Here is a 13,443-nt window from a genome sequence, read left to right on the forward strand (position 1 = left end):
CTCAGGCCTTTTTCTTGGAAACGGCGCTGAGCGCCTTTTTGCGGAAGGTCTCGTTCATGCCGACGGCGGCAAGAAGCATGATGCCGATGATCAGGCTGGACCAGTTGCGGTCGATATCGGTGAAGTAGATGCCTTGGCTCACCACACCGAAAGTCAGCGTGCCGAAGAAGATACCCACGACAGATCCGAAGCCGCCCGTGATCAGCGTGCCGCCAACGACGACGCTGACGATGACGTTGAAGATGATGTTCATGCCGCCCGACACCTGAGCCGAGTTGAACAGGATCGCCTGACACATGCCGACGAAGGTCGCGGCGGTAGCTGACAGGATGAACAGACCGATGGTCATCTTGCGGACGGGGATACCTGCGTTGCGGGCAGAATCTTTGTCGCCGCCCATGGCGAACAGCCAGTTGCCGAACGGGCTCTTGTGGACGAAGAACCAGTACACAACGGCGAAGATGATCCACCACACGATGATGATCTGGTGGCTGCCTCCGACGAGACGGCCAAAGATGAACTTGGCCCATTCCGGTGCGTCGAGCGACACGCTGGCAGCGCCGGTCAGAACCTTGGACGCCGACAGGACCACGCCCTGCATCGCGACCAGCGTACCGAGCGTGATGATCAGCGTCGGCACCGTAGTGCGGATCGCAAGGATGCCGTTGATCGTGCCAACGATGACACCCAGCGCGAGTGCGCCCAACATCCCGACGATGATCGGCATTCCGTAGTGACCGGAGATAATCGCGATGGTCATCGATCCGGCGGGGATCATCGCACCGATGGAGATGTCGAGCTCTCCGGCGATCATCAGCAGACCGACCGGAAGGGCCACAATGCCCATATTGGCCGCGAAGTTGACCCAGCTCGCCGCGCCGCCGAGGGCGACGATATTGACGCCGCCGAAGACCACGTAAAAAGCGATAACGCCGATCAGGCTGAGGATCGCAGGGGTGCCGGGCTGGCGGAAGGCTTTCATCATAGTATCGTTCATGGCTCTGGCCCTCACTTCTTCTTGGTCGCGTAGGTGAGCGCGAGCTTGCGGAACGTGTCGTTAGACATCACGGCGATCAGCAGAAGCGCACCGATGATGATCGAGCCGTAGTTCGGGTCGAGGCCGCTGAAGAAGATGCCTTGGTTCACGATGGCAAAGGTCAGCGTACCGAAGACGATGCCGATGACCGAACCAGCGCCGCCGGTCATCAGAACGCCGCCGATAACAACGCACATGATCGAGTTGAAGATGAACGCCTGACCCGCCGCAACCTGCGCGGACTGGAACGTCAGAACCTGCGAGACACCGACGAATGCCGCGCCGAAACCGGACAGCATATAGAGGCCGATGGTCAGCTTGTTGGTCGGGATACCTGCGTTGCGGGCGCTTTCGCGGTCACCGCCGATAGCGAAGACCCAGTTGCCCCACGGGGACATGTGCAGGAAGAAATAGATGACGGCAGCAAAGCCGAACCACCAGAACATCGTGACCTGGAACATGCCGCCGATGAACTGACCCAGCAGCGACTTGGCGAGTGGGTCGGGTGTCATGAAGACGCCGGTGCTGCCTGCGATCAGAACGGTGAAACCGAGTGTCAGGCCCATCACGCCAAACATCGTGCCGATGGTGATGATGAGCGACGGGATCGTGGTACGAGTCACCAGAAGGCCGTTCACGAGGCCGACCAGAAGGCCGACGCTGAGACCGCCGAGGATGCCCATCCAAGTGGGCAAATCGTAATGGCCGGAAATCAGCGCGGTGGTGAGCGACGCTGCGGGCAGGACGGAGCCCACCGACAGATCAAGCTCGCCCGCGATCATCAGAAGGCCGACGGGAAGTGCGATGATACCGACTTCGGCGGCCATGTTCAGGAAGCTCGACCAACCGGGAGCGCCCACGAAAACCTCGCCGCCCATACTGGCAAAGAAGATGTAGACGACAATCGTTCCAAGCAGCGTCCCTGCTTCGGGACGGCGGATCAGACTGCCGAAATTGATGGATGAACCACCGGAATTCGTCGTTTCAGATGACATTTCTCTCCCCCAGTGCGCCACGCACTTCACCATGCCCCAATGCGCGGGCCTTCGTTTTGGACGGACCGCGCAACGGATTGCGCGGTCCTATTTCGTATTGCTCGAGAATTAGCGGGTGCCCTGCGAAGCGCCCGACATGGTCGACGCGATGTTCGACGCATCAACGATGCCCGGGCCGGTGAGGATTTCACGGGTCGGAATGTTGAGGCCGTAGTTCACGTAGCCGTTCAGGATCGAAACTGCGTAGTAGCCCTGCTGGTAACCCTGCTGGTCGATTGCGCAGGCCTGCTTGCCGTCGTTGATGTTGGTCAGGATGGCTTCGTCGAAGTTGATACCGCAGAGCGATACAGCGCCTTCTTTGCCAGCCTGAGCGATGCCCTGAACTGCGCCAACTGCGTCGAGGTTAGCCGTGGTGAAGACCGAGTCGATGTCCGGGTTCTGCAGGAGGTGAGCACGGATCGCCTGAGCGACTGCGGTCACGTTACCCTGTGCGGTTGCCGGCAGCGGCAGGACCGAACCGGTACCACCGGTGCTTTCGATGCCTTCAACGAAACCGTTGCAGTAGTCTTCGATGTTCGCAGCGCCCGGCAGCGAGTTGATGCAAACGCCGTTCTTGCCACCGTTCGAGCCGAGGTATTCACCGCCAGCAACACCGGCTTTGTAGTCGACTGCGCCGACGTAGTTCATAGCGCCGAGGCGGTCAGCCGCTTCGATGCCGCCAGCGTTGTAGATGACAAGCGGGATGCCTGCGTCGACAACAGCCTGGAATGCAGGGTCCATGGCTTCCGGAACCCAGTCCGGACCGACGATTGCGTCAGCGCCTTGGTCGATGGCCTGACGGATCAGTTCCGCAGCGTCGACGCCGAGGTTGTCGTAGTTCTGCGGACCAAGCCAAGTGACCGAGCCACCCTGTGCTTCGACAACAAGACCTGCGTCTTCGGCGCCGCGCTTAACGATCGACCAGAACGGATCGTCCGGCTTACCGCCGATAACAAAGATGTCTGCGGACATCGCGGTGGTCGCCATCATCGCAGTCGTCGCAGCCGCGACAAAAAGATTGGTCAGTTTCATGTTCAGTATCCTCCAATTTTTCACCGCATAACCGCGGCCCGAACATTTCGTGGTAGTCCCCGAGTCCTCCTCAGTCGTCGGGGGCGTGAGGGTCACGGTGAGGTGGCCCCTCCCGTTCCTTTGGCTCTCAGCTTTTCGCGTTTTGCGCGAAAGCGGGCCTTCATCTCTTCGTCGGCTTTCTTAGAGCCGTCGTGCCATGTGCCGAACCAGCGGTCCCACGGCAGCACGCCGTCATCACAGTAATTCACCTCGAAGTACTTATGATGAAGGTAATGGGCGTAAGCGTGGCTCTCGATTGCGCGGTCTTTACCCACTTCGAGCCGATCAAAGCCGATATGCCCCACGATCGCTGCGAAAGCGGCAAGGTTGAATTGCCAAAGCACGAGAAAGGGGTGCGAAAACAGCGCGAGGTGAAACGCAACCGTCCCGAAATATAGCAGTCCTTCGACCGGATGCATCGACAGCGACGACCACGGGCTCGGGTTGATCGAGTTGTGGTGCACCGAGTGGACGTGCTTGTAGAGCGGTCCCCAGTGGATCAGGCGATGCACGAAGAAAAAGTAACCTTCATGCAGGATCGGCGAGAGCACGAGCAGGACGGCGAACCAGACGAAGTTGCTTTCCAGCGACAGCGTCGGCACAGCGCCCGAATACATCAGCCACAGGCAAACCACCTCGATCGCGGTGCCAATGGGCACGGTTACGAACAGCGAGCGGATGCAGTTGTCGATGGCCTGCGATTTGAACCAGAACACGTCCGACGGGCGCTCTGCCGGGAAGGTGCCGTTATATTTGAAACGCCCATGCTGGCGCTTGCGGATATAGAGGTGCAGCTCGAAGCCGCCGAAGAACAGCGCGATGGCGGCGATATTCACGATCAGCAGGCGTAGTGCCCAGCCCCACTCCAGCGTCGCCATCGTCTCGGCGCTCGGCAGAACGAGGAACCAGTAGACCAGCGTGATTGCCATGTAGACGGCGTTCCAGCCGAACAGATAGCTGACGACGAACTCCGGAACCTTGCCAAGCGCGCCCGTGGCGACGGGCGACAGACCTATCGGCTCGTTCGGGCGGAAGTTTCCGCGCTTGTCCTTGGTTCCGAAGGCGAGATCATCCATCCCGATCAGCCCTTCGCCGCAACGCCGGCATTCCTTGCCTTAACGCGCTCTTTTTTGGCCTTGAAACGCGTCTTCATACGCTCTTCGGCTTCTTTCGAACCGTCGTGCCAGAAGCCGAACATCTTATCGAGCGGGATCAGGCCGTCGCCACCGTAGTTCACCTCGAAGTACTTGTGGTGCAGGTAGTGGGCGTAGGCGTGCGTATCGACCGCACTGTCTTCGGTCACTTCAAGCTTGTCGAAACCGATGTGACCGTTGACGGCACCAAAGCCGATCATCTTGGACGTGAACATGCCGACGATCGGGTTTGACGGGATGATCAGATACCAGAGCACCTCGGCGAAATAGAGCGTGCTTTCCACCGGATGCATCGACAGCGACGACCACGGACTCGGGTTGATCGAGTTGTGGTGGACCGAATGCACCCACTTATAAAGCGGCTGTTGGTGGATGAGCCAATGGATGCAGAAGAAGTGCACTTCGTGGATCATCGGCGTGATCAGCGTCAGAATAACGAGGTAGATCCAGCTGTCTTCCCAGCTCAGCCAGCCGAAGGCGTGGATACCGTTGGTGAAGCAGTAGAGGAAGATCACCTCGATCACCGTCCAGATCGGCACGGACATGAACATGCTACGCACGAAGTTGTCGAGATTCTGGGATTTGAACCAGAACACGTCAGACGGATTTTCCGACGGAAACTTGGCGTTGTACTTGAAACGATTGTCCTGCTTGCGGCGGACGTAGAAGAACAGCTCGATCGAGCCGTACATCGCAAAGATACAAGCCGCATTGGCAGCCAGCAGCAGCGCGAAACCGGCGAGGCTGAACGTCTGGAACAGCGCGAGGTTCGGCTGGATTAGCAGGAACCAGTAGGCGAGCGTCATCGCCATGTGGAACGCATTCCACGGCCAAAGATAGGCACGCGCGAACTCACCGAGCATGTTGAATTTGCCGGTCCAGAACGGTGCGATATCGAGCGGTTCATTGGGTGCCCAATTGCCGCGCTTGTCGCGCGAACCGAACTTCAGATCATCCATGACTAATACTCCCCTCAACCGCCCTGCCGTTCTCCTCAGATGGCCGAGCGGGTTGCAGAGATGGTTGACAGATTGTCGCAAGATCGATCAAGACTGATCCAATCTGTATCAAAATTTGGTTCCAATTCATCTCAGGGAGAGGATGCTTTGGAACTTTTTGAGGGAGGCAAAGATGGTTTCGCGACCAACGATACGGGATTTGGCTGACGCGGCAGGGGTATCCGTTTCCACGGTGAACAGGGTCATCAACCAGCCAGAATCGGTGCGTCTGCCGACACGCAATCGGGTGCTTCATGCCGCCGAAGATATCGGTTTCTATGGCCTCGGCTCGATCGAGACAGCCATCATGAAATCGCGCGAAACGCACACCATCGGCGTACTGCTTCAACAGAGCGACCGTGCGTTTTATCGCGGGCTAGGCAATGCGTTGGAGCAGATCGCGGAGTCGTATCAGAACGCGCGGATCGTGCTGAAACTCGAATACCTCAGTGATCTCAATCCCGAAAACGTCGCCGCCCGCATTCGTAATCTGGGCAACCAGTGCGAGGCGATTGCGGTTGTTGCTGCCGAACATCCCCGCGTCTCGCAGGCTATCAACGACGTCCAAGCCACCGACACGCCGGTCATTGCGTTGATCGCACCTCTCTCCGCCGATGGCGAGGTCGGTTACGTGGGCCTCGATTCCTGGAAAGTCGGCCGCACCGCCGCTTGGGGCTTTGATAAGATGTGCCGCGACGAGGGCGAGATCGCCATTCTGGTCGGCAACCCGCGCTACCGGAATCAGGAACTGAACGAGATCGGCTTCCGCTCCTATTTCCGCGAACACGCCTCTGGGTTCACATTGCTAGAGCCTCGCTCGACCTTCGAGAGCCTTGCGATTGCCAAGGAACTGACGACCGAATTGATCCGCGACCACCCCAACCTTAAGGGTATTTTCGTGTCCGGCGGGGGCATCACCGGCGTGCTTGAAGCAGTGCGTCAGACAAGTCGGGACCACGAGTTGATCGTCATCGGATACGAGCTTTTCGAGGCAACGCGGAACGGTCTCATCGACGGCTCGATGACCATGTCGATCTGCCATCCGATCTTCCCCATGGCGCGCCAGACGATCCAAAGCTTGATCGATGCAAAGGTCCGCGGTGTGGTCACAGGCGCGACGACGACCCATCTGAACTTCGAGATTTACACCTCACAGAACATATGACGTAAAAACGTCAGAAAGTGTCATTGATGGCAAACCGTCCGACAATCAAAGACGTAGCTGCGGCCGCTGGCGTCAGCGCAACGACTGTAGATCGCGCCATCAACGGGCGGATGACCGTCCGCAAGGACACCCTGCAGAAGATCGTCGATGCCGCGCACCGCGTTGGCTACCACGGCAAGGGTAGCCTGATGAGCCAGCTTGCCGAAAACAAGCCACGCTGCCGGCTTGGGGTTGTGCTGGTGAAGCGTTCGCAAGAGTTCTACCAGAACTTCGCCAAAGAGATCGAAACGGCCATGGCGACCCAACATTACGTGCGCGGCGAGGTCATCATCCGCTACGCCGCCTCGCAGTCGCCCGATGACTTCGCAACGGAACTTCGCGCGCTGGGAAATACCGTCGACGCCATCGCTTGCGTTGCGATCAACCACCAGAAACTTGACGAGGTCGTGCAAGAGTTGAAGGACAAAGGCGTGCCGGTCGTCGCGCTCCTGAATGACACTGCTCAGGGTATCCGGAAATACTATATTGGCCTTAACAATATGAAGGTCGGGCGCACTGCCGCTTGGTTCCTGACGCACACGATCAGCAAACCCGGCAAGCTAGCAGTGTTCGTTGGCGGCAACCGCTGGCACGGTCATGACCTGCGCGAAGTCGGTTTCCGCTCCTATATCCGCGCCGAAGCGCCAAGCTTTACAGTGCTGGATACGCTGGTGAATCTCGAAACGCGCAAGGTGACTTATGAGGCGACGCTTGACCTCCTCCACCGTCACTCCGACCTGACCGGCATCTACGTCGCAGGCGGCGGAATGGAAGGTGCGATCGCTGCACTAAGGGAAAGCCGCAAGGCCGGAGAAGTCAGTCTGATCGTCAACGAACTGACCCACGAAAGCCGCGCGGCGCTCGCTGATGGCTACGTGCAAATGGTCAATGTCACCCCCCTGCCCGAGCTTTGCAGCGAACTGGTCAAATTGGTGACGGAGACCTTCGACGACGCATCAGAAGGCGTGGCAGGCCAGAGCTTTCTGGAACCGAGGGTCATTCTACCGGAGATGATCTGATGACGTTTTTACGTCATTAACTCCTACCAAATTTCGTCATCAATGACGCGATATGTGCCTCACCAAATTGACCTGACACGGGCTTCGGCCTCACGGTGCCACCAACAGCGGCCGGAAGTGGAGATTCGGGCGCTCTTGGAGGACACAATGAAAAAAGTGCTGAACCAGATTACGGTTCCCCATCTCTCGTTCGAAGCATTCCTTGATCTGGCGGCCCAGCTCGGTTGCATCGGCGTCGAAGCCCGCAATGACATGGACGCGCTGGATCGCCCGCTTTTCGACAACATGGACCCCGCCGCTGCGGGCGAGATGATCCGCGCCAAGGGACTGCGCCTCGTCGGTCTGAGCCAGGTTTATCCGTTCAATGATTGGAACGATGACCGCCGCGCGGAAGTCGCCAAGCTGATCGAAACCGCAAAAGCCGCGCAGGCCGAAACCATCAGCCTGATCCCGCGGAACGACGGCGTCGGCACAGCCAATGGCGAGCGTCAGGCGAACCTGCGCATCGCGCTTAAGGAAATTTACCCGATGCTGGTCGAGGCCGACATGATCGCGCTCGTCGAACCGCTCGGCTTCGGTCGCTCGTCGCTGCGGTCGAAGGACGAACTGATCGAGACTCTCAAGGCGCTCGAGGTCGAGGACCGCTACAAGCTCGTCCACGACACCTTCCACCACACACTTGCTGAAGGCGGCTCGATCTATCCCGGGCAGACGGGCATCGTGCACATCTCGGGCGTCAGTGACCCCTCGCTCACCATCGACGATATGGACGACGCGCACCGCGTGCTGATCGACGCGAACGACCAGCTCGGCAATATCGAGCAGATGCAGGCGTTCATCGACGCGGGCTACGAAGGTGCTTTCTCCTACGAATGCTTCGCACCGGAAACGCAGCAGCTCGACAATCACGCGGAAGAAATCGGCAAGTCCTTCGACTACATCGAAGCGCAGCTGAACGCTTGATGATGGCCGAGCAGATCCACCAGAACACGGCTGCGTTGGTCATTGGCGGCACGCAAGGTGTCGGCGAAGCGATTGCGCTTCGTCTGATCGCTGAAGGTTGCCGCAAGATCGTCATCACTGGCCGCAATCCCGAAGTTGGCGAGGCAACGGCTCAGCGCATTGGTGCTGAGTTCATGCCAGTCGATCTTTCGGACACGGCGGCGGTAATGAAGCTGGTGGATGATGCGGACGCAATGTTCGGCGGTCTGAACGCGATGGCGATTGCGGGTGCGTCGACCGAGCGGGGCTCGATCCTCGATACGTCGATGGAGCTTTACGACCGCATGTTCACGATCAACACGCGCTCGCCGTTCTTTGCGATCCAGCGGTTTGCGCAGAATGCCATCGACGCGGGGCGGCCTGCGTCGATCGTCAATATCCTCACGGTTTCGGCGATGGTCGGGCAGAGCTTCCTCAGCCCCTACGCCGCTTCCAAAGGCGCCCTGACGACGATTACCCGCAACGCGGCGCAGGCGCTTCGCCACAACCGCATCCGCGTCAATGGCATCAACTGCGGTTGGATGGACACGCCGGGCGAGCACAAGATCCAACGCGATTTTCACGGAGCCGATGACGATTGGCTCGCAAAAGCAGAAGCAGCGCAGCCGATGGGCACGCTGGTCAAAACGGACACCGTGGCGCGGCAGGCATCGCTGATGCTCAGCCCCGCGTCGGGCGTCATGACCGGCGCCATCGTGGACTTCGATCAGAACGTGGTCGGCGCGCTGCCAGAGTAAGAGGACAAGGTTATGAAACTAGGTTTGGTAGGCTACGGATTTGGCGGTCGCGTTTTCCACGCGCCGTATATCGAAGTTGCTGAGGGCATCGAAATTGCGGGCGTCGTTGCGCGCTCGGCGGACAAAATCGCCCAGATCAACGAACAGTTCCCGGGCGTGCCGGTCTACGCGAGCCTCGCCGACATGATCGCGGCGGGCGAGATCGAAGCCGTGACCGTCACCACCCCGCCCGAAACGCACAAGCCGCTCGTCATGGAAGCGATCGAGGCGGGCCTGCACGTTGTCTGCGACAAACCGTTTGCCCCGACGCTGGAAGACGCGAAAGAGATGGTCGAAGCGGCCAAGGCGAAAGGCGTTCTGCTCAACGTGTTCCACAACCGTCGTTGGGACACCGATTTCCGCACGGTGAAGAGCGTGATCGACAGCGGCAAGATCGGTGACGTCTGGCGCGTTCACAACCGCATGGACTTCGATGACTGGGAGACGCTGGAGGCTGGCCCCGGCGGCGGCCTGCTGCGCGACCTCGGCAGCCACGTCATCGACCAGATGCTCTACCTCTTCGGTCCTGCTGCGGCGGTCGACGCGCAGGTCGACTATGTTGATCTGCCCGAAGGCAAAACCGACGCCAGCTTCAACGTCCACGTCCGTCACAAGAGCGGCGTGCATTCCTACATCAGCGCGACCAAGATAAACTACTTCACCGAGCGCGAAATCCGCGTCTACGGGTCCAAAGGTTGCTTTGTCGTCAACGGCACCGACGTTCAGGCCCGCCGCGCCATCGCTGGCGAGCGCCCGATCAACGACCCCGAAGGCTGGGGCATCGAGCCCGAAGAGGCGTGGGGCACGCTCTACACCAAGGGCAGCCAAGAAATCGTCCCCTCGGTCCAATCCAAGATTCAGGACCTCTACTCCGAATTCGCCAAGGCCGCCCAATCCGGCGGCACTGGCCCCGTTCCGTCCGAAGGCGCTCTGCACACCGTTCGCATCCTCGATGCGGCGCGTGAGGCTGCGCGCACCGGCCAAACCGTTCTTATCGACTAACACTATGGCCCGAGCGGCCACTTACAGGAGCTCTAAATGACCGTTCGTTTCGCAATTCTCGGCGCAGGCCGTATCGGGCAAGTCCACGCCCGCGCTGTGTCGTCCATCCCGTCCGCCCAGCTGGTCGCTGTTGCCGAACCGTTTGCCGAAGCGGCACAGCGCGTCGCCGACAAGTACGGCTGCGAAATCCGCGAGATCGACGCGATCGCAACCTCGGACGACATCGACGCCGTTGTCATCTGCACCCCGACCGATACCCACGCCGACCTGATCGAAAAGTTCGCCAAGGCCGGCAAGGCCGTGTTCTGTGAAAAGCCCGTCGACCTGAACGTCGAGCGCGTGAAGCAGGCTCTGGCCACCGTCGAAGCCGAAGGCGCGACTCTCATGGTCGGCTTCAACCGCCGTTTCGACCCCGACTTCATGGCGCTCAAAGCTGCCATCGACAGCGGCAAGATCGGCGACGTGGAGATGGTCACCATTACCTCGCGCGATCCGGGCGCGCCGCCCGCGTCGTACATCAAGGTCTCGGGCGGCATCTTCCGCGACATGACCATCCATGACTTCGACGTGGCCCGCTGGCTGCTGGGCGAAGAAGTCACCACCGTCATGGCACGCGGCAGCGTTCTGACCGATCCGGCGATTGGCGAACTTGGCGACTTCGACAGCGTCAACGTCATCCTGACCACCGCGTCGGGCAAGCAGTGCACCATCACCAACTCGCGCCGCGCGACCTACGGCTACGATCAGCGCATGGAAGTGCTCGGCTCGCTCGGTATGGCGCATGCCCAGAACACCCATGAGAACACCGTCGAAGTCGCGGTCGAGGACGGCTACCACAAAGCGCCGCTCCTGAACTTCTTCATGGATCGTTACACCATGGCCTACGCCAACGAGATCGCCGCATTCGTCGACTCGATCGAGAACGGCACGCCGACCCCGACCACCGGTCTGGACGGTCTGAAGGCACTGGAACTGGCCGAGGCGGCTCTGGAAAGCGCCAAGACCGGCAAAGCCGTGACGCTGGGCTGATCCGATGGTCCAATTCGGCACGAACCCTATCGCTTGGGCGAATGACGACGATCAGTCGATCGGCGCGGACATCCCGACCGAGCGCATCCTCGACGAAGCCGGTCGCCAGATCGGTTTCGACGGGATCGAGAACGGCCACCGCTGGCCAGAAGATCCGGTCGAACTGCGCGAGACGCTTGGCGCCTATGGCCTCAAGTTCATCTCGGGCTGGTATTCGACCGAGCTTCTGACCCGTTCGCTGGAAGACGAGATCGCGGCGTTCCAGCCGCATCTCGCCAAGCTCAAGGAAAACGGCTGCAAGGTCTGCGTGACTTGCGAAACCTCGAACGCGATCCACTCCGACCCGACCATCCCTGTCAACGACAAGCCCAGCCTGTCCGCAGACGAGATGGCCGCTTTCGGTGCCAAGATCGAAGAGTTCGCCAAGTACATGGAGAGCGAAGGCATCTCGCTCGCCTACCATCACCACATGGGCACCATCGTTGAATCTCCCGAAGAGATCGACGCGTTCATGGCGGCGACGGGTCCGGCGACGAAACTGCTGTTCGATGCGGGTCACTGCTTCTTCGGTGGTGGCAATCCCGAAGAAGTGCTGGCCAAGCATATCGACCGCGTTGCGCACTTCCACGCCAAGAACGTCCGCCCCGCTGTGGCGGAGCGTGTTCGCAAGGACCGTATGTCGTTCATCCAAGGCGTGATCTCGGGCGCGTTCACCGTTCCCGGCGATCAGGAAGGCGCGGTCGATTTCAAACCGCTCCTCACCCAGTTGGCTGCCAAAGGCTACGACGGCTGGATTGTTATCGAAGCGGAGCAGGACCCGAACGTCCGCAATCCGCTGCTCTACCAGACCCTCGGTCTGGCGACGCTCAAGCGTCTGGCAAAAGAAACCGGTCTGATTTGACCGTCCGGCGCGGCGGCCCCTGCTGCCGCGCCTGCAATACCCGCGACCATCCACATCAGGGAGGATAGAATGGGCTATTTCACCAAAGACGACTGCAAGATCGAAGACTTCGCAAAACTCTGCGAACAAACGCTTGATCCATCCGCCGTTCCGCAGGCCGACAGGATCGAGAAGAACATCCCGATTTACGACATGGCACGCCTCGGCCCTGCGCTAAGCGACACCGCCCAGCGCCGCAAGTTGATGGCGGAATGGGCCGAGGTGCTCGGCAAAACCGCTGGCGTTCTGGTCATCAAGAACAGCTTTGCCGATCTAAGCGTGCTGGATGAGGCGACGCGCCTCTATGAAGAGATCATCGCGGAGGAGAAAGCGGCGAGCGGAGGCGGTGCTGACCACTTTGCGGCCGCTGGCGCGAATGACCGCGTCTGGAACGCGCTGCAAAAGCTTTGCCTGAAAGACCCCGCGGCCTTTGCCCGTTATCACGCCAATCCGTCCATTGATGCGGTGGCCGAGGCTTGGCTCGGGCGCGGATACCAGATGACGTCGCAGGTGAACCTCGTCCGTCCGGGCGGCAAGGCGCAGCAAGCGCACCGCGATTTCCACCTTGGCTTCATGACCGAAGGGCAAGCCGCCGCGCTGCCGATTATGGTCCACCTTCTGTCGCCCGCGATGACGCTGCAGGGCGCGGTCGCTCACTGCGATATGTCAGTCGAAAGCGGCCCGACCCGTCTGCTGCCGTTCAGCCAGACCTACGAGCCCGGCTACCTCGCTTACCGAATGCCGGAGTTTGTCGCGTACTTCGACGAGCACTTCGTCCAGCTGCCGCTTGAAAAGGGCGATCTGGTGTTCTTCAGCCCCGCACTGTTCCATGCAGCCGGTGACAACCGGACGTCGGACGTGGCGCGCTTTGCGAACCTACTGCAAGTTTCGTCCCCGATGGGACGCGCGATGGAGGCGATCGACCGCGACGCCATGGCCCGCGCGCTTTACCCAGCGTTAGCTACTTTGGATCAGTCCAAAGCAGAACAGGACGCCGCGATTGCTGCCTGTGCCGAAGGGTACTCATTCCCGACAAACCTCGACACCGACCCACCGATTGGTGGCCTCGCGCCCAAGACCCAAGCGGTGATGATGTCGGAAATGCTGGCCGAGGGCGCATCGCCCGAGGAATTCAACAGCGCGCTCGACGCCTACACCGCCCGCCGCAAGGCTTGAAA

13 protein-coding genes are annotated in these 13,443 nt (G+C 60.1%); 8 read left to right on the forward strand and 5 right to left on the reverse strand.

Annotated elements, in window-relative coordinates:
* Nucleotide 1: 1 nt before the first annotated feature.
* From IF204_RS11625 to IF204_RS11645, 5 genes are all read right to left on the reverse strand, one after another.
* Nucleotides 2-997 (reverse strand): ABC transporter permease, encoded by a 996-nt coding sequence (locus tag IF204_RS11625; protein WP_194097166.1) that lies wholly within the window; start codon nt 995-997, stop codon nt 2-4.
* An 11-nt stretch (nt 998-1,008) separates the two neighbouring features.
* Complete coding sequence (locus IF204_RS11630; protein ID WP_194097168.1) at nt 1,009-2,031, reverse strand: ABC transporter permease; 1,023 nt, start codon at nt 2,029-2,031, stop codon at nt 1,009-1,011.
* Between the two features lie 108 nt (nt 2,032-2,139).
* The gene (locus IF204_RS11635) at nt 2,140-3,102 is read right to left on the reverse strand and encodes a sugar ABC transporter substrate-binding protein (RefSeq protein ID WP_228069166.1); all 963 of its coding nucleotides are present in this window, start codon (nt 3,100-3,102) and stop codon (nt 2,140-2,142) included.
* Between the two features lie 92 nt (nt 3,103-3,194).
* Nucleotides 3,195-4,217: a sterol desaturase family protein gene (locus IF204_RS11640; RefSeq protein WP_194097170.1), complete on the reverse strand. Its 1,023-nt coding sequence runs from the start codon at nt 4,215-4,217 to the stop codon at nt 3,195-3,197.
* A 5-nt stretch (nt 4,218-4,222) separates the two neighbouring features.
* Nucleotides 4,223-5,254 (reverse strand): sterol desaturase family protein, encoded by a 1,032-nt coding sequence (locus IF204_RS11645; RefSeq protein WP_194097172.1) that lies wholly within the window; start codon nt 5,252-5,254, stop codon nt 4,223-4,225.
* Nucleotides 5,255-5,426: 172 nt separating this feature from the next.
* On the opposite strand from IF204_RS11645, the gene IF204_RS11650 reads away from it, so the two are divergent.
* The 8 genes from IF204_RS11650 (at nt 5,427) to IF204_RS11685 (ending at nt 13,441) form a co-directional block, all read left to right on the forward strand.
* Complete coding sequence (locus IF204_RS11650) at nt 5,427-6,458, forward strand: LacI family DNA-binding transcriptional regulator (RefSeq protein WP_194097174.1); 1,032 nt, start codon at nt 5,427-5,429, stop codon at nt 6,456-6,458.
* A 26-nt stretch (nt 6,459-6,484) separates the two neighbouring features.
* Complete coding sequence (locus IF204_RS11655; RefSeq protein ID WP_194097176.1) at nt 6,485-7,516, forward strand: LacI family DNA-binding transcriptional regulator; 1,032 nt, start codon at nt 6,485-6,487, stop codon at nt 7,514-7,516.
* Between the two features lie 147 nt (nt 7,517-7,663).
* Nucleotides 7,664-8,479, forward strand: a complete 816-nt coding sequence (locus IF204_RS11660; protein WP_194097178.1) for a TIM barrel protein — start codon at nt 7,664-7,666, stop codon at nt 8,477-8,479.
* Between the two features lie 2 nt (nt 8,480-8,481).
* Nucleotides 8,482-9,255: an SDR family oxidoreductase gene (locus IF204_RS11665; protein WP_194097180.1), complete on the forward strand. Its 774-nt coding sequence runs from the start codon at nt 8,482-8,484 to the stop codon at nt 9,253-9,255.
* 12 nt (nt 9,256-9,267) lie between these two features.
* Nucleotides 9,268-10,296 (forward strand): Gfo/Idh/MocA family protein, encoded by a 1,029-nt coding sequence (locus IF204_RS11670; RefSeq protein WP_194097181.1) that lies wholly within the window; start codon nt 9,268-9,270, stop codon nt 10,294-10,296.
* A gap of 36 nt (nt 10,297-10,332) precedes the next feature.
* On the forward strand, nt 10,333-11,325 hold the full coding sequence (iolG, locus tag IF204_RS11675) for an inositol 2-dehydrogenase (RefSeq protein WP_194097183.1): 993 nt from the start codon (nt 10,333-10,335) through the stop codon (nt 11,323-11,325).
* 4 nt (nt 11,326-11,329) lie between these two features.
* On the forward strand, nt 11,330-12,226 hold the full coding sequence (gene iolE / locus IF204_RS11680; protein WP_194097185.1) for a myo-inosose-2 dehydratase: 897 nt from the start codon (nt 11,330-11,332) through the stop codon (nt 12,224-12,226).
* 69 nt (nt 12,227-12,295) lie between these two features.
* Nucleotides 12,296-13,441 (forward strand): phytanoyl-CoA dioxygenase family protein, encoded by a 1,146-nt coding sequence (locus tag IF204_RS11685; RefSeq protein WP_194097187.1) that lies wholly within the window; start codon nt 12,296-12,298, stop codon nt 13,439-13,441.
* The last annotated feature ends 2 nt before the right edge of the window (nt 13,442-13,443 follow it).

Source organism: Marivivens aquimaris, from assembly GCF_015220045.1.
Classification (GTDB): Bacteria; Pseudomonadota; Alphaproteobacteria; order Rhodobacterales; family Rhodobacteraceae; genus Marivivens; species Marivivens aquimaris.